Source organism: Zoogloea sp. (assembly GCF_028689785.1).
Classification (GTDB): domain Bacteria; phylum Pseudomonadota; class Gammaproteobacteria; order Burkholderiales; family Rhodocyclaceae; genus Zoogloea.
This window is the reverse complement of the sequence record NZ_JAQVCN010000084.1, coordinates 1-16,274: the sequence shown is the minus strand read 5'-3', so window position 1 is coordinate 16,274 and position 16,274 is coordinate 1. Positions and strand designations below refer to the sequence as shown.

Here is a 16,274-nt window from a genome sequence, read left to right as displayed (position 1 = left end):
AGAACTTGCCGTCAAGCGGGTCAGCCCCGAGGCGGCCGGCGCGGTGGCCATCACCTTTGCCATTCCCGACGCCGACAAGGATCGCTTCGCGTTCGAACCGGGCCAGTTTCTGACCCTGCGCGCCACCATCAACGGCCAGGATGTACGCCGCAACTATTCCATCAGCAGCCCGCGCAGCCGCCTTGCCAAGGCTGGCGAACTGGAGGTGGGGATCCGCCCGGTGGAAGGCGGGATCTTCTCCAATTGGGCTGCCCGGTCGGTCAAAGCTGGTGACACCCTCCAGGTCATGCCGCCGGACGGGCGCTTCACGGTTAAAAAGCAGCGTGCCATCCACCGCGTCGGCTTTGCCGCCGGCTCGGGCATCACCCCCATCTTGTCGATCGCCGCCACCACGCTGGAAGAGCAGCCGGGCAGCAAGTTCACCCTGGTGTACGGCAACCGTCGCATGTCTTCGGTGATGTTCAATGAAGCCCTGCAGGATCTGAAGGACCGCTACCGCGACCGCCTTACGCTCATCCACATCCTGTCTCGTCAGGCCCAGGAAGTGGACCTGCTGCAGGGGCGCATCGACGGCGACAAGGTGCGCGAGATCATCCGGGCCCTGCTGCCCGTGGGGTCCATGGATGAAGTCTTCATCTGCGGCCCCGACGAGATGATCACGGCCACCGAAACCGCCCTGGTGGAGGCTGGCGTGCCCGCCGATCGCGTGCGCACCGAGCGCTTCACCGCCGGCTTGCCGGCCGGTGCGAAGCCGGTGGGTGCCGCCACAGCCGCAGCCAGCGTCGCCGCTGCAGCCAAGGACATCGCGCTGACCGTGGTGCTGGACGGCAAGGAGCACGACATCGCCATCGGTGCCGACGAGCACGTGCTGGACGCGGCCCTCAATGCCGGTCTGGATCTGCCCTTCTCGTGCAAGGCCGGGGTGTGCTGCACCTGCCGTGCCAAGGTGCTGGACGGTACGGTGGTGATGGACAAGAACTTCACCCTGGAAGGGGCCGAAGTGGATCAGGGCTTTGTGCTCAGCTGCCAGGCACGGGCCACCAGCAAACGCCTGCTGGTGAGTTTCGACGAGCGCTGATCGGAGGGGCGTGGGGTCGAATTCAATCGACCCCACGGCTTTTACGTGCAGCCAGCCGTTACCGTCGTTTGGGCGGTTCGGCCTTGGCCTTGGCGGGTGGGGCTGCGGGTTTGCTGGCGCCCTTGGCGGACTTTTCGGCCTTTTCCTGGCGAGCCGGTTTGTCGGCCTTCTCGGGTTTGCCCGCCTTGTTGGCAACAGGGGCTGCCTTGGTGTTGCCCTTGGCAGCAGGCCTTTCACGGTCTTCGGCCACCCGCTTGCTGTGCTTGCCCTTGGTTTCGCTCCTGTCGCGGGACGGGGTGCTGTCCTGCACCGTCACCTTGCGTTCCACCACCATGGATCGGCCGTTCTTGCCCCGCACCACGGTGCGCTGGATCAGGGTGCGGCTTGGTGGTGGTGGCTCGACGGCACCAGCCTGGGGGCGCGTGGGCAGCAGGTTACTCAGGGTGATGCGATCACCGTCGCTCTCCGACGGAACGATCAGGGTATAGCCAGTGCCGATGCGGGCCCGTGGCGACAGGCCATTGACTTGGCGCAGGCGGGCTGCGGAGATGCCGAGACGATCGGCAGCGCCTTCCAGGCCTTCACCTTCCTGCAGCTCGTAGGTGCGCCAGCTGGCGCTGGCCGGGTCGTGGCGGGACAGGTTGACCAGAAAGGCTTCAACCTGGCTTGCCGGGATGACCAGGGACTGGCTGCCGTTGGTGGGCAGCACGGGGCGCTTGTAGCCCGGGTTGAGGGCCAGGATTTCGTCTACCGAGGTTTCGGCCAGACGGGCAGCGGTGGCCAGATCCAGGGCGACGCGGCTCTCGACGGTGACGAAATAGGGCCGGTTGGGAATGCGGGGCAGGGTGATGCCGAAGAGTTCGGGCTGGGCGACGATGTTTTTCAGCGCCTGCAGCTTGGGCACGTAATAGCGGGTTTCCCCGGGCATGTTGAGGTGCTGGTATTCGGTGGGCAGTCCGGCAGCCCGGTTCTTGGCCACCGCCCGGCCCACCGCGCCTTCGCCCCAGTTGTAGGAGGCCAGGGCCAGGTGCCAGTCACCGTGCATCTCGTAGATGGTCTGCAGGTAGTCGAGGGCGGCGTTGGTGGAGGCGATCACGTCGCGACGCTCGTCCACCCACCAGTTTTGCTCCAGGTTGTAGCTTTTGCCGGTGGACGGGATGAACTGCCACAGGCCGGAGGCCTGGGCCGAAGACAAGGCCATGGGGTTGAAAGCGCTCTCCACCATCGGCAGCAGAGCCAGCTCGGTGGGCATGCCGCGGCGCTCCAGTTCCTCCACGATGTGGTAGAGATAGCGCTGGCCGCGGGTGAAAATCTGGCGCAGGGCTCCCGGGCGGTTGATGTAGTAGATCTGCCTGTCGGTAACGAGCTCGGTGTTCAGGTCGGGCATGGAGAAGCCGCGCCGCATGCGTTCCCACAGGTCGTCGGTCTCGACGGTGAGGTCAACAGTGGGGACGCGGACGTGCTGCTCGCGGATCTCGAAGGTCTGGGGAGGCTGGAGGCCGCCCGCTTCATTGAGGGACGATAGCGGGTCGAAGCGCAGGGGCATCTCGACGGCATCGTTGGCCTGCAGGGTGCCTGCAGCGAAAAGAGACAGGAACAGCGCGATAACTCTCGGATACATCGGGCTTTGTCGCGCGAAAAGCAAAGGCGGGATTTTATCTGCCCATATGCTGGGGGGTCAAACCGGTAAACGCTTCAAAACACGACAAACCGGCCAAGGGCAGCGCCAGGCAAGGCTTGTGGCCTGACAGGAGCCGGAAACACCCCGCTTCTACCCCATTTGGGGCACAATCCGCCCACAGCCGCGCGCGCGCCATCAAACCCCGACTCCGCATCGAGACCCATACGTGAAAGCCCTGTTGATTGAGGACACCCTGACGAGCGCGACCTTGGTGTCTCATCAACTCCGCAAGATCGGCATTGACCCCATCGTGGCGCGGGATGGCGAGAAGGGCATCGAGCAGTTCAAGCTCGAACGTCCTGATTTGATCCTCCTCGACATCATCATGCCCGGCATGGATGGCTTCGAAGTCGCCCGGCGCATCCGTCAGCTCGAACAGGCCGGCGAATGGACGCCGATCATCTTCCTCACCGCCCGCACCAGCGATGAAGACCTGGAAAAGGGTATCGCCGTGGGAGGCGATGACTACCTGATCAAGCCTGTCTCCGAGACGGTGCTGGCCGCCAAGGTGCGGGCCATGCAGCGTATCGCCCAGATGCGTTATTCGCTGCTGGTGCTGACTCGCAAGCTTGACGAGGCCAACCAGGAACTCACCCGACTGTCGTCCCTCGACGGTCTCACCTCCATTGCCAACCGGCGCCAGTTCGACGAGACCCTGCTGCGGGAATGGCGCCGTGCCAGCCGCCAGGGCAAGCCCCTGGCCTTGCTGCTGTGCGATGTGGACAAGTTCAAGCAGTTCAACGATGGCTACGGTCACCAGGTGGGTGATGAGTGCCTGAAGGCTGTGGCGCGCACCCTGAGCTCGGTGCTGCGCCGCCCGGCCGACCTGGTGGCCCGCTATGGGGGCGAGGAGTTTGCGGTGATCCTGCCGGATACCGACATCACCGGCGCCCTGCAGGTGGCTGAAGGCATGCGTTCAGCTGTGGAGGGGCTGCGCATCACCCATCGTTACGCTCGTGGCAATGGCGTGGTGACCGTGAGCATCGGAGTGGCGTCGGTGATCCCGGGGCGCAATGAGGGCCTGTCGGCCGATCTGCTCAAGGCCGCCGACGATGCCCTGTATCAGGCCAAGGAAAGCGGCCGCAACCGTATCGCGGCCGCGGCGGTGCGCCTTCCTTCCTGATTTTCCGTTTTTCAGCCGCTCAAAAGCGGTTTTTCCACTCCCGCAGCACGGCAAACACCTCTTCAGGGCCGGCCAGGGAGCGCCCGGCCTGAACTTCTGCCTGGCGGACAACCTCCGCTTCGCGGGTGCGCAGAAAGGGGTTGGAGTCGCGCTCCCCGTCGAGCCGGAAGGGCACCGTGGGGCGCTCGTCGGCACGCAGGGCCTGGCACAGGGCAGTGCGTTCGGTGATCGCCGGGTTGTTAGGCTCGACGGCGGCGGCGAAGGCCAGGTTGGAGAGGGTGTATTCGTGAGTGCAATACACCTGGGTGTCGCCGGGCAGCCCGGCCAGCCGTTCGAGGGATGCGTAGAGCTGGGCCGGCGTGCCTTCGAAGATGCGCCCGCAACCGGCTGCGAACAGCGTGTCGCCGCAGAACAGCATGGGGGCGGCGTAATACGCCACATGGCCGGCGGTATGGCCAGGAACATCGATGACCCGGAACTCGGCGCCGGGCACCGACACCATGTCGCCGTCGCCAACTGGCCGGGTGATGGCCGGAATGGCCTCCCGTGCCGGTCCGTACACCGGCGCCGGATGTGCGGCCAGCAGAGCCTCGACGCCGCCGATGTGGTCGGAGTGGTGGTGGGTGATCAGGATGGCGCCGAGCGTCAGGCCTTGGTCGGCCAGGTGGCGCAGCACCGGAGCGGCATCGCCAGGGTCGACCACCGTGGCGGTGGTGCCGTGACGGAGCAGCCAGATATAGTTATCGCGAAACGCGGGAAGGGGGATAATCTGCATCCCCCGATTGTAGCCGCTCTCCCACCCTTCGTATTCCGATGTCGCCCACCGAGTCCTTTCCCGGTCTGCACGCCTGGCTCGACACCCCGCTGGGGCGTTACGTCATGGCCTGGGAGGCCGAGCGCATTGATGCGCTGGTCAGCGACATCTTCGGCTACAACGCGGTCCAGCTGGGTTTGCCGGAGGCGGACTTCCTGCGCGCCAACCGGATGCCCCTGCGCTTTCGGGCCGGGGCGGGTGAGGTGAACCTGGAAACGGATCTTCAGGCCCTGCCTTTTGCCTCCAACAGCCTCGATCTGGTGGTGCTGCCCCATGTGCTGGAGTTCGCAGCAAACCCGCACCAGGTGCTGCGGGAGGTGGAGCGGGTGCTGGTGGCCGACGGCCACGTGGTCATTGCCGGTTTCAACCCCATCAGCCTGTTCGGCTTGCGCCGCCGGCTGGCGCGGGAGTGCGCTGCTTATCCATGGCACGGGCAGTACCTGAGCACCCGCCGCTTGAAAGATTGGCTGGCGCTGCTGAGCTTCGAGATTGGTACCCAGCGTTCGGGCTGCTTCGTGCCGGCCCTGGAGCAGCAGAAATGGATCGACCGCCTCGGGCTGCTCGACAAGGCCGGCCCGCGCTGGTGGCCCATCGGCGGCGGCGTGTACGTGATTCACGCCATCAAGCGAGTGCATGGCATGCGCCTGATCATGCCCAAATGGGACCGCAAGGCGCGCGCCCGGGCGCTGGCGCCCATCATTCAGAAAAGCGGGGGCACCGACGCCGGCCCCCGTAAAACCACATACGAGAACGATATTGGACGAGATTGATATCTATACCGACGGCGCCTGTTCCGGCAACCCGGGGCCCGGTGGCTGGGGCGCGATCCTGCGCGCCGGTACCCACGAGAAAGAGCTGTGGGGCGGTGAGCCCGCCACCACCAACAACCGCATGGAGTTGCTGGCAGTGATCCGGGCCCTGGCGGCCATGAAGCGGCCGGTGTCGGCGCGGGTGCACACAGACTCCCAGTATGTCCAGAAGGGCATTTCCGAGTGGATTCATGGCTGGAAGGCGCGGGGCTGGAAGACCGCATCGAAGGCGCCGGTAAAAAATGAGGATCTGTGGCGCGCCCTGGATGCAGAGGCAGCCCGTCATCAGATCAAGTGGCTGTGGGTGAAGGGCCACGCCGGCCATGTGGAGAACGAACGCGCCGACGCCCTGGCCCGGCGCGGTGTGGAGGCTGTACGCAAAATGGGCCGCGTTGTGGATTCTGAAGAAGTGGCAGGAGTGAAGGCATGAGACAGATCGTTCTGGATACGGAAACCACCGGCCTGGACTGGAAGAGCGGCGATCGGGTGATTGAAATCGGCTGTGTCGAGCTGCTTGATCGCAAGCTCACCGGCAGGCATTACCACGTTTTCATCAACCCCCAGCGCGAGATTGATGCGGGCGCCATGGCGGTTCACGGCATCACCAACGAGTTCCTGGTGGACAAGCCGGTGTTCAAGGACATCGTCGAGGAGTTCGAAGCCTTTGTGGCCGGCGGCGAGCTGGTTATCCATAACGCATCCTTCGACGTGGGCTTCCTCAATTACGAGCTGGGTCTCCTGGGGCGACCTATCCTCACCGCCATCTGTCCGTCGGTGATCGATACTCTGAAGCTGGCCAAGGAGCAGAACCCGGGCAAGAAGGCTTCCCTCAACGCCCTGTGTTCCCTCTACGAGATCGACAATACCCACCGGACCCTGCACGGCGCGTTGCTGGATGCGGAGCTGCTGGCCGATGTGTACCTGGCCATGACCCGTGGCCAGGAGAGCCTGATCATGAGCATCGACGAGCCGCCGCCGCAGATGGATGACGGCAGCGGTGCCGGCTTTGCCGAGCGGCCACCACTGCGCGTTTTGCGTGCCCTGCCCGAGGAACTGGAGGGCCACGAGCGGGTACTGGGGGAGATCGCCAAGGCCAACAAGGGCAACTGCATGTGGATTCCCCCGGCGCCACCGGCGGCCGGTTGAGTGTGTGGTGCTCCCGTGGGGGCGACTTCAATCGCCCGCGGACTTTGATCAAAGGCATGCCGGTGATGATGATCAAACCGGGGATGGGCGACTGAAGTCGCCCCGAATCGTGTTTGACGGAGAAGCGGTAACGTCAGCCGAGCGCGTCTCTTACCGCATCTGCCAGGGCCAGGCAGCTGGTCAGGCCGGGGGATTCGATCCCGAAAAGCTGTACCAGCCCCGGCACCCCATGGTTTGCCGGCCCCAGCAGCATGAAGTCGGCTGCCGGCTCGTCCGGGCCATGGATTTTCGGCCGGATGCCCGCGTAGGCCGGTGTCAGGGCACCATCCGGCAGGCCCGGCCAGTAGCGCCGCACGGCGGGGTAGAAGGCCTCGGCGCGGGCCGGGTCGACCTGATAGCCGGGTGCGTCCACCCACTCCACATCGGGCCCGAAACGGGCCTGTCCGCCCAGGTCCAGAGTCAAATGCACGCCGAGGCCGGCGCTTTCCGGGACGGGGTAGATCAGGCGCGTGAAGGGGCTTCGACCCTGCAGGGCGAAGTAATTGCCCCGGGCATAACGGGCAATCGGTAGCAGGTCGGCTGGAAAGCCGCGCATGCGCCGGGCCAGGGGAAGGGCGCCGAGCCCGGCGGCATTGATGACCTGCCTGGCGTGCAGGCGCATCGGGTCGGTACCGCCCACCTCCAGTACGTGGCCGTCAAGGCTGCATTCCATGGACTCTACCTGCGCATGGGTTGCCAGGACGGCTCCGGCGGCCTGGGCGTCGGCGAGCAGGCTGAGCATCAGCGCGTGGCTGTCCACAATGCCGGTATCCGGGGAGAGCAGGGCGCCTACGCAGTGCAGGGCTGGCTCCAGGGCCCGGGCTTCTGCCCCGTCCAGGCGTTGCAGGCCGGTCACGCCGTTGTCCCGAGCCTGACGTGAAATCTTGTCGAGTACCGGCAACTGGGCCGTCGCGGTGGCGACCACCAGTTTACCGACCCGCTGATGGGGAATGTGCCGCTCGGCGCACCAGGCATACAGGGCGTCTCTGCCGGGCCGGCAGAGGCGTGCGCGCAGGGAGTCGGCCGGGTAGTAGAGACCGGCGTGAATCACCTCGCTGGAGCGGCTGGAAATGCCGGTGCCGAAAGTGTCGGCTGCTTCGAGGATCAGCACCTCGTGCCCGACCCGGGCCAGAACCCGGGCACAGGCCAGGCCGATCACCCCGGCGCCGATGACGACGCAGTCGACCCGGTTGCTCACAGCTTTACGGTGCCATCCGGGCTGGCGCCGGATTTCTCCAGCCGGCGCAGGGTGGGCAGCAGGTCCAGACCGGTGGCGGCCTTGAGCCCGGCAGCCCGCAGCTTCAGGGTGGCGAGATCAAGGGCTTGCCCGCCGGAGGGGGTGGCCAGGGCAACGACGTTGCCGCTGTCGCATTCGGGCAGATCCAGCACCCGCCCGTCAAAGGCCTTGCGGAGGCGTTGCAGTTGGGTCTTGAAACCCCGCAGCTGTCCGAAGAGATTGACGCTGAGGATGCCGTCAGGGGCCAGGCGGGCCCGGCATGCCGCATAGAAGGGCGGTGTGGCCAGGGCGCCGGCCCGGGCATGGCGGTCGAAGCCGTCGACGGCGATCAGATCCCATTGGCGCGGATCGTCCTGGACGAAGGCAGCCCCGTCGCCGATATGCACTTCCAGGCGCGCATCCTCGTCGGGCAGCCGGAAATACTGCTGGGCCACGGCGTGCACCTCGGGGGCGATCTCCACTACCGTTACCCGGGCCTGGGGCAGGTGGTGATGGACGAACTTGGCCAGGGAACCGGCGCCCAGACCGATTAGCAGAACCCGGGCCGGCCAGGGCGCTTCGCGGAACAGCAGCCCGGCCATCATCTCGCGGGTATAGGTGAGTTCAAGGGCGTTTGGCTTGCGCAGGCGCATGGCGCCTTGCACCCAGTCGGAGCCGAAATGCAGGTAGCGGACGCCGGACTCTTCACTGATGTCGATGGGAATGTTCATGGAAAAACCGGTGTATTCTGTAGTGCACTGCAACAACGTCGCGTCGCGACGTCCTGGAGTCGAACATGACCACTTTCGAGCACTTCAACCGCGAGCTTGCTTCCATCGACATGGAGATCGCCCGTCTGGCCCAACTGTGCGGTATTCACCTGCTTGAGCCGGGCGTTGTCGAGGCGGTGCTGCGCGGTGAATCGAGCATATGCGCATCGGACAACCCCTTGGCCTGGGAGAAGTTGCGGGGGTTGTTGGTGCTGCACTACCACGTGGTCAGCGAAGCGGCTGCAACCGACGGTGTCGAGGCAGCGGCCGAAGGCGTGCGCAAGGCGCTGGAGAGTGTGCGTGAGCGGATGAACCCGACGCAGCAATAACCGAGTCATCTCAGTCGCCGCTTTTGGGCGCATAGGGCCGGCCGGACGGACGGAAGAGGGGCTTGCTGCCCGGCGTTACGTCCACTTTGACCCAACCCATGAAGGGCGAGCCGAAAGTTTCCACGCGGGTGAAGTTGCCCACGGTGGAACCGTCTTTCGGGTCGCGAAGGGGCGTGTCAATGCGGTGCACATGGCTGTCCCCGTGAACCAGCAGCACCTGGCCGGGAAAGCTGCGCGTTTCGGCCAGCAGCTGGGTCAGGAGTTCTCGATAGGCGTGGTTGCCCTTGCCCTCAGCGAAATCCTCGATGTCCGGGTTGGCCTGCATCACCAGCACGATGCCCTCCAGCCGGGCGCTGCGGGCCCGGGCAAAGCCGGCGGCAATCCATGCCTTGACAGCTGCGCTGCGCGCCAGGTATTCCGCTCCGGGGGTCTTTTTACGCCCGAAGTTGTTGCCGCTGCCCGGCACATTGACCGTCAGGAAGAGCACCGGACCGATCTGCCAGCGCTGATGTTCCCGGTAGGCTGAAAACGCGGGGTTGTCTGCCTGGCTGTCCACGGCCATCGGGTATTGACCGTGGGTTTTGCGGGGGTCGGCGAAAAACACCGTGCGCAGCTTTTCCAGGCGTTCCAGCGGGTCGTAGGCGCCGTTACTGGGGCGGTGGCAGTCAGTCCAGTCGTTGTCGCCGGGCACGAAGACGAAGGGGTGGTAACTACCCTTGAACAGGCTCAGCCGGTCTTCGTAAAGGGCGTCGTCGCAGCGCTCCCCGCCGTTCTTGATGTCGCCGTCGTGAATCACCACCTTGAGGAGCTCTGCGTCCATCTCGGCGATCACCGCCGGCAGATGGGTGCGCTCGAAGCGGTTGTAGGGCGTGTCGCCAAAGACCCCGAAGCTGAAGGGCTCGGCGGCCTGGGCAGTGAGGGCCGACAGGCTGACAAGCAGGGCGAGGGCGAGGGCGGTGCGGCGCATGGGGCGATGCTCAGGCGCTCAGGCGCTTCAGCTCGTAGAGCGCCTCCAGGGCCTCCCGCGGGCTGAGGGCGTCGGGGTCGATCCCGGCCAGGGCACCGAGTACCGGATGGCCGGTGTGTTCGGGCTCCTCGGGGGGGAGGCTGGCGAACAGGTCGGCCTGGGGGCCGGCGGAAATCTCGCGGTTCTCCAGGGCGCGCAGGCGGCGCTTGGCATCGCGAACCACCGCCGAGGGAATGCCCGCCAGCGCCGCAACTTCAATCCCGTAGCTCTGGCTGGCCGGGCCTTCCTCCAGGGAATGCAGGAAGACGATGCCGTGGTTGTGCTCTACTGCATCCAGGTGCACGTTGGCGCACTCCGGGTAGTCCTGGGCGAGGCGGGTCAGCTCGAAGTAGTGGGTGGCAAACAGCGTCCAGCAGCGGTTCTTGTCGAGCAGGTGGCGGGCAATGGCCACGGCCAGGGCCACGCCGTCAAAGGTGGAGGTGCCGCGGCCGATCTCGTCCATCAGCACCAGGCTCTGGTCGGTGGCGCCGTGGAGGATGGCGGCGGCCTCGGTCATCTCGACCATGAAGGTGGAGCGCCCGGAGGCCAGATCGTCGGAGGCGCCGATGCGGGTGAAGATGGCATCCACCGGCCCGATGCGGGTGCTGCTTGCCGGCACGAAGCAGCCCACGTGGGCCAGCAGCACGATCAGCGCCACCTGGCGCATGGTGGTGGATTTACCGCCCATGTTGGGGCCGGTGATCAGCAGCATGCGCCGGGTGGGGTCGAGGCGGCAGTCGTTGGCGATGAAGTTTTCCACCTGCCGTTCCACCACCGGGTGGCGCCCGGCCTGGATCTCGATGCCCGGCTGATCGCTGAAGCGGGGCATGGCGTAGTTGTAACGGGCGGCGGCTTCGGCAAAGGCGGAAAGGCCATCGAGCAGGGCGCAGGCCCGGGCGATGCGCTGGAAGCGCGGAATGTCGGCGGCGAGGGCGTCGAGCACGCCCTCGTAGAGCAGCTTTTCCCGGGCCAGGGCGCGCTCCTGGGCCGACAGGGCCTTGTCCTCGAAGGCCTTGAGCTCCGGGGTGATGAAGCGCTCGGCGTTCTTCAGGGTCTGGCGGCGGCGGTAGTCCTCGGGCAGTTCGCCCTTGGCGGCGTTGGCGGCGGAGATCTCAATGTAGAAACCGTGGACCCGGTTGAACTCCACCTTGAGGTTGGCAATGCCGGTGCGCTCCCGTTCCCGGGCTTCCAGTTCCAGCAGAAAGGCGCCGCAGTTGGTCTGGATGCCGCGCAGCTCGTCCAGGTCGGCATCGAAGCCTTCGGCGATCACGCCGCCGTCCCGCAGCACGGTGGAGGGTTCGGCGGTAATGGCGCGGGTCAGCAGATCCAGGGCTTCGTCGGGCGTGGCGAGCTTTTCGAGCATGCGCTCCAGCAGCGGTGCCTGGGGGTTGCCCATGGCGGCGCGCAGCTCGGCCAGACGGCCCAGGCTGTCGCGCAGGGCGGACAGATCCCGCGGGCGGGCGCTACGCAGCGCCACCCGGGCGGTGATGCGCTCCACGTCGGATACCCCACGCAGGGTGCGCCGCACCGGTTCCACCGGGCCTTCGCCCAGCTCGGCTACGGCCATGTGGCGGTGGGCGGCGGCACTCCGGTCACGCAGGGGGTGGTGCAGGGCGTGGCGCAGCCAGCGGGAGCCCATGCTGGTGGCGCAGGTGTCGAGCAAGGACAGCAGGGTGGGGGAGGCCTCCCCGCGCAGGGTCTCGGTGAGCTCCAGGTTGCGCCGGGTGGCCGCGTCCAGACGCAGGAAGGCACTGTCGCGCTCGGCCGTCAGCGCGGTGATATGGGCCAGGGCCTGGCGTTGGGTGGCGCGGGCGTAATCAAACAGGGCCGCCGCTGCGGCCAGGGCCACCGGCATCTCGTCGGCGCCGAAGCCGGCCAGATCGCGGGTGCCAAAGTGGGTGGTGAGGAGGCGCCGCGCCGTCTCGGCATCAAACTGCCAGTCGGCCAGGCGGCGCAGGCTGGGGGCCAGGTGCTCCAGCAGCGGCAGACGCAGCCCGTCGGGAATCAGCACCTCGGCCGGGCGCAGGCGCTCGAACTGGGCCGCCAGCTGGGGCGCATCGCACTCCAGCACCCGAAAATCCCCGTTGGCCAGGTTGAGCCAGGCCAGCCCCAGCACCCCCCGGTGCAGATTGACCGCCAGCAGCGGCGCATCGGCCTTGTCATCCAGCAGCGCCGCATCGGTTAGCGTGCCCGGTGTGACGATGCGCGACACCGCCCGCTCCATGGGCCCCTTGGTGGCCCCGGGCTCACCCACCTGTTCGGCAATCACCACCGACTCGCCCAGCTTGACCAGCCGCGCCAGGTACTGCTCCACCGCATGGTGCGGCACCCCCGCCATCTTGATCGGCTGTCCGCCGGACGCGCCCCGGGTTGTGAGCGTGATGTCCATCAGGCGCGCGGCCTTCTCGGCGTCCTCGAAGAACAGCTCGTAGAAGTCGCCCATGCGGTAGAAGAGGAGGGTGTCGGGGTGGTCCTGCTTGATGCGGAGGTACTGCTGCATCATGGGGGTGTGAGTGGCGATGACTTCGTCGGAGATGGGTTTCTGCTTGGACACGGGCGGCTCTTGGGTGGGGGCGTTCTTTGCTCTTGGTAAGAGCGTTGCGAGGGCGGGATTGTACCAACAAGGCGCCGTGCTTCCCCTGAAGGTATAATGCCGGCCTTCCCGTTTTCACCCTACGGACTCCGCCGTGCACAAGAAAATCCTGATCCTCGATTTCGGCTCCCAGGTCACCCAACTCATCGCCCGCCGTGTGCGTGAGCAGCAGGTGTACTGCGAAATCCACCCCTACGACGTGTCGGATGACTTCATCCGCAGCTTTGCGCCCGAGGGGATCATCCTGTCCGGCGGCCCCAACTCGGTGTACGAGGCGGGCGAGGTGAAGGCGCCGATGGCGGTGTTCGAGATCGGGGTGCCGGTGTTTGGCATCTGCTACGGCATGCAGACCATGGCGGCCCAGCTGGGGGGCAAGGTGGAAAGCTCCGGCAAGCGGGAGTTCGGCTACGCCGAGATCCGCGCCCGGGGCCATTCCGAGCTGTTCCGTGGCATTCAGGACCGGACCAACGACGAAGGCCATGGCCTGCTGGATGTGTGGATGAGTCACGGTGACAAGGTCACCGAACTGCCGCCGGGCTTCAAGGTGATCGCCTCCAACGACTCCACTCCGCTGGCCGCCATGGCCGACGAGGCGCGCAAGTTCTACGCGGTGCAGTTCCACCCGGAAGTCACCCACACCATCAAGGGCAAGGAGATGATTGCCCGCTTCGTTCACGAGATCTGCGGCTGCCAGCACGACTGGAACATGCCCGACTACGTCAATGAAGCCATCGAGAAGGTGCGCGCCCAGGTGGGCAAGGATGAGGTCATCCTCGGCCTGTCCGGCGGTGTCGACTCTTCCGTGGTTGCCGCCCTGCTGCACAAGGCGATTGGCGACCAGCTCACCTGTGTGTTTGTGGACAACGGCCTGCTGCGCCTCAACGAGGGCGAGATGGTCATGCAGATGTTCGCCCGCAACCTGGGCGTCAAGGTCATCCACGTGGATGCCACCGAGCAGTTCATGGGGCACCTCAAGGGCGTGCCCGATCCGGAGGCCAAGCGCAAGATCATCGGCCGCGAGTTCGTCGAGGTCTTCCAGGCCGAGGCGGCCAAGCTGCCCAGCGCCAAGTGGTTGGCCCAGGGCACCATCTATCCGGACGTGATCGAATCGGCCGGCGCCAAGACCGGCAAGGCCCACGCCATCAAGAGCCACCACAACGTGGGCGGCCTGCCCGACACCCTCAATCTCAAGCTGCTGGAGCCCCTGCGCGAGCTGTTCAAGGACGAAGTCCGCGAGCTGGGTATCGCCCTGGGCCTGCCCCACGAGATGGTCTACCGCCATCCCTTCCCCGGCCCCGGCCTGGGGGTGCGCATCCTGGGCGAGGTGAAAAAGGACTACGCCGACCTGCTGCGCCGCGCCGACGCGATCTTCATCGACGAGCTGCGCGCCGCCGACTGGTACGACAAGACCAGCCAGGCTTTTGCCGTGTTCCTGCCGGTGAAGAGCGTAGGCGTGATGGGCGACGGCCGCACCTACGAATACGTGGTGGCCCTGCGCGCCGTGCAGACCCAGGATTTCATGACCGCCCACTGGGCCGAGCTGCCCCACAGCCTGCTGGGCAAGGTGAGCAACCGCATCATCAACGAAGTGCGCGGCATCAACCGGGTGGTGTACGACATCAGCGGCAAGCCGCCGGCGACGATCGAGTGGGAATAACACTGGCCCTGCTCCTGGTGGCTCCAACCTGGTGGGCGATGTCGGTCAGGCTCGCGGCCCTGGGGCAGGGGCGCGGGGCCTGTCAGATCAAGGGCGTGGCGTTTGCGCTGTTCCAGCTGGTGGTGATGGTTGGCCTGATCTACCTGGATGCCTGGTGGGCGGTGCTGATCTATGTGTTCCTCATGCTGGCCACCGGCAACATGGTGCTGGAGGCGGTGGCGTTGCGCTATCCGGGCAGTGCCCTCGGTGCCTGGTGGCTGCGCCAGAAGACGGCTGCGGGGCGTCGAGCCGGTTGAATCTGCCCGTCCTGGGCGCAGGGCCTGGCGCCAGCACCTCAAGCTTTGCCGTTTGCGTTCGCTAACCCTGCCTGATGCTCATGAACAGGTAAGCGAGATGGTAAGCGACTCACGTTTTCAGAATCTGCGGGCTTTGCTGGTTGAGCCGTCTGCCTTGCAGGCCCGGATCATCCGTGCCGAGTGCGACGAGATCGGTCTGCGTCAGGTTGAGATTGTCGGTACGGTCGCCGATGCGTTGGATGCCATGCGGCACCGCATGCCGGATCTGACCTTGTCAGCCTTGTATCTGCCCGACGGCACGGGCACCGAGTTGGTCGAGGCGATGCGTGCCGAAGGGCGCCTGGCCGAGGTGCCGTTTCTGCTGATCTCCAGCGAAACCCGGCCCCAGGCCCTTGAGCCGGTGCGCCAGTCCGGCGCCTGCGGCATCCTCCCCAAGCCTTTTACCTCTACTCAGTTGTCACGAGCGATCAGCCGTACCCTCGACTTGCTGGGCACCAGCCATGTGCTGGAGAACGAGTTCGATCTTGGGTCGATCCGGGTGCTGCTGGTGGATGACAGCCCCAATGCCCGGCGATTCATCCGCCGGGTGCTGGAAAACCTGGGGCTGCGCCATTTCATCGAGGCCAGCAATGGTCGGGAGGCGGCAACCCTGCTGGCCGACACGATGGTGGATCTGATTGTGACCGACTACAACATGCCGGAGATGGATGGCCGGGAGTTTGTGGAGTACGTGCGTACCCGCAGCTGGCAGCAGGAGGTGCCCATCCTGATGGTTACCAGCGAATCCAGTGAAAGCCGTCTGGCCGCGGTGCAGGAGGCTGGCGTGTCGGGCATTTGCGACAAGCCCTTCGAGCCGGGGCTGCTGCAGCAACTGCTTGCCGGGATGCTGCGCCAATCGGAAGGCTAGCATCACGCGGCCAGGGGCGTGAGCCTCCGTGTTCAGGCCTTTACCGCCTCCAGTAGCTCCTTTACAGCGGCCACCCGCATCTTGAGATCGGGGGTGGCGAGCCTGCGGATGAGCTTGTCCGGGCCTGACATTTTGATCGTCTTGTCCTTCTGGATCAGCATGATCACCTTCACCGGGTCGATGGGGGCGTTCTGCCCAAACTGGATGCTGATCTGGCTTTCGGAGGCGTCCATTTTGGCCACGCCATAGGGCTTGACCAGCATGCGCAGACGGTGGGTTTCGAGCAGGGTACGGGTCTGGTCCGGCATCTCGCCGAAGCGGTCGATGAGCTCTTCCTGCAGGGCTTGCAGGTCGTCCTCGGATTCGCAGTTGGCCAGACGCTTGTAGAGCGTCAGGCGCTCCTGCACGTCGCTGCAGTAGTCGCTGGGGAGCAGGGCGGGGGCGTGGAGGTTGATCTCGGAGACCACCTCAAGAGGCTGGCTGAGGTCGGGCTCCTTGCCTTGCTGCAGGTCGCGCACGGCGCGCTTGAGCATTTCGGTGTACAGGCTGACGCCGACTTGCTGGATCTCGCCGGACTGGTTTTCGCCGAGCACCTCGCCGGCGCCGCGGATCTCCAGATCCTGCATGGCCAGGTAGAAGCCGGAACCCAGCTCTTCCATCATGGTGATGGCCTCCAGGCGCTTCTGGGCCTGGGCGGTGGGCTTGGCGTGGGCGTCGGTGAGCAGGTAGGCGTAGGCCTGGTGGTGGGAGCGCCCGACGCGGCCGCGCAGCTGGTGCAGCTGGGCCAGGCCGAAGCGGTCGGCCCGGGTG

At 65.9% G+C, this 16,274-nt stretch carries 16 protein-coding genes; 9 read left to right on the top strand and 7 right to left on the bottom strand.

Features of this window, described 5'->3' with window-relative positions; all coding sequences use genetic code 11:
* The coding region (locus PHI64_RS21775) for a 2Fe-2S iron-sulfur cluster-binding protein (protein ID WP_299887882.1) at positions 1-1,078 on the top strand (1,078 nt) is incomplete at its 5' end.
* A gap of 58 nt (positions 1,079-1,136) precedes the next feature.
* Here PHI64_RS21775 and PHI64_RS21770 read toward each other — a convergent pair.
* Entirely contained in the window at positions 1,137-2,699 is a 1,563-nt protein-coding gene (locus tag PHI64_RS21770; RefSeq protein WP_299887880.1) for a transglycosylase SLT domain-containing protein, read from the bottom strand.
* A gap of 226 nt (positions 2,700-2,925) precedes the next feature.
* Between PHI64_RS21770 and PHI64_RS21765 the strand changes: the two genes are divergently transcribed.
* Entirely contained in the window at positions 2,926-3,882 is a 957-nt protein-coding gene (locus PHI64_RS21765; protein ID WP_299887878.1) for a diguanylate cyclase, read from the top strand.
* Positions 3,883-3,901: 19 nt separating this feature from the next.
* Here the strand turns inward: PHI64_RS21765 and gloB are convergent, their stop codons facing one another.
* Positions 3,902-4,657 carry a hydroxyacylglutathione hydrolase gene (gloB, locus tag PHI64_RS21760; RefSeq protein ID WP_299887876.1) on the bottom strand — a complete coding sequence of 252 codons (756 nt, stop codon included), beginning with the start codon at positions 4,655-4,657 and terminating at the stop codon, positions 3,902-3,904.
* A gap of 38 nt (positions 4,658-4,695) precedes the next feature.
* Between gloB and PHI64_RS21755 the strand changes: the two genes are divergently transcribed.
* From PHI64_RS21755 to dnaQ, 3 genes are read left to right on the top strand one after another with little or no spacing between them, the layout of a single operon-like run.
* Entirely contained in the window at positions 4,696-5,466 is a 771-nt protein-coding gene (locus tag PHI64_RS21755) for a class I SAM-dependent methyltransferase (RefSeq protein ID WP_299887874.1), read from the top strand.
* The gene (gene rnhA / locus PHI64_RS21750) at positions 5,453-5,935 is read left to right on the top strand and encodes a ribonuclease HI (RefSeq protein WP_299887872.1); all 483 of its coding nucleotides are present in this window, start codon (positions 5,453-5,455) and stop codon (positions 5,933-5,935) included. The genes PHI64_RS21755 and rnhA overlap by 14 nt, the downstream gene beginning before the upstream one ends.
* Entirely contained in the window at positions 5,932-6,651 is a 720-nt protein-coding gene (gene dnaQ / locus PHI64_RS21745; RefSeq protein ID WP_299887870.1) for a DNA polymerase III subunit epsilon, read from the top strand. Before rnhA ends, dnaQ begins: the two co-directional genes overlap by 4 nt.
* A gap of 133 nt (positions 6,652-6,784) precedes the next feature.
* On the opposite strand, the gene PHI64_RS21740 is transcribed toward dnaQ, so the two are convergent.
* Together PHI64_RS21740 and PHI64_RS21735 are read right to left on the bottom strand one after the other, a co-directional pair.
* Positions 6,785-7,888, bottom strand: a complete 1,104-nt coding sequence (locus tag PHI64_RS21740; protein ID WP_299887868.1) for an NAD(P)/FAD-dependent oxidoreductase — start codon at positions 7,886-7,888, stop codon at positions 6,785-6,787.
* Positions 7,885-8,670: a fused MFS/spermidine synthase gene (locus PHI64_RS21735; RefSeq protein WP_299887867.1), complete on the bottom strand. Its 786-nt coding sequence runs from the start codon at positions 8,668-8,670 to the stop codon at positions 7,885-7,887. Before PHI64_RS21735 ends, PHI64_RS21740 begins: the two co-directional genes overlap by 4 nt.
* A 32-nt stretch (positions 8,671-8,702) precedes the next feature.
* Here PHI64_RS21735 and PHI64_RS21730 point away from each other — a divergent pair, with 32 nt between their 5' ends.
* The gene (locus PHI64_RS21730; protein ID WP_299887866.1) at positions 8,703-9,005 is read left to right on the top strand and encodes a hypothetical protein; all 303 of its coding nucleotides are present in this window, start codon (positions 8,703-8,705) and stop codon (positions 9,003-9,005) included.
* A gap of 10 nt (positions 9,006-9,015) precedes the next feature.
* On the opposite strand, the gene PHI64_RS21725 is transcribed toward PHI64_RS21730, so the two are convergent.
* Together PHI64_RS21725 and mutS are read right to left on the bottom strand one after the other, a co-directional pair.
* Positions 9,016-9,972: a metallophosphoesterase family protein gene (locus tag PHI64_RS21725; RefSeq protein ID WP_299887865.1), complete on the bottom strand. Its 957-nt coding sequence runs from the start codon at positions 9,970-9,972 to the stop codon at positions 9,016-9,018.
* Positions 9,973-9,982: 10 nt separating this feature from the next.
* Positions 9,983-12,514, bottom strand: coding sequence for a DNA mismatch repair protein MutS (gene mutS, locus PHI64_RS21720; protein WP_299887884.1), 2,532 nt, complete (start codon positions 12,512-12,514; stop codon positions 9,983-9,985).
* A gap of 184 nt (positions 12,515-12,698) precedes the next feature.
* Here mutS and guaA point away from each other — a divergent pair, with 184 nt between their 5' ends.
* The 3 genes from guaA to PHI64_RS21705 all read left to right on the top strand — a co-directional run bounded on the left by guaA (position 12,699) and on the right by PHI64_RS21705 (position 15,464).
* The gene (gene guaA, locus PHI64_RS21715; protein ID WP_299887864.1) at positions 12,699-14,261 is read left to right on the top strand and encodes a glutamine-hydrolyzing GMP synthase; all 1,563 of its coding nucleotides are present in this window, start codon (positions 12,699-12,701) and stop codon (positions 14,259-14,261) included.
* Entirely contained in the window at positions 14,252-14,557 is a 306-nt protein-coding gene (locus PHI64_RS21710) for a hypothetical protein (RefSeq protein WP_299887863.1), read from the top strand. The genes guaA and PHI64_RS21710 overlap by 10 nt, the downstream gene beginning before the upstream one ends.
* A 97-nt stretch (positions 14,558-14,654) precedes the next feature.
* On the top strand, positions 14,655-15,464 hold the full coding sequence (locus PHI64_RS21705; protein ID WP_299887862.1) for a response regulator: 810 nt from the start codon (positions 14,655-14,657) through the stop codon (positions 15,462-15,464).
* 32 nt (positions 15,465-15,496) lie between these two features.
* Here the strand turns inward: PHI64_RS21705 and PHI64_RS21700 are convergent.
* Positions 15,497-16,274: TRCF domain-containing protein (locus PHI64_RS21700; protein WP_366945247.1), on the bottom strand; the 778-nt coding region annotated here is incomplete at its 5' end.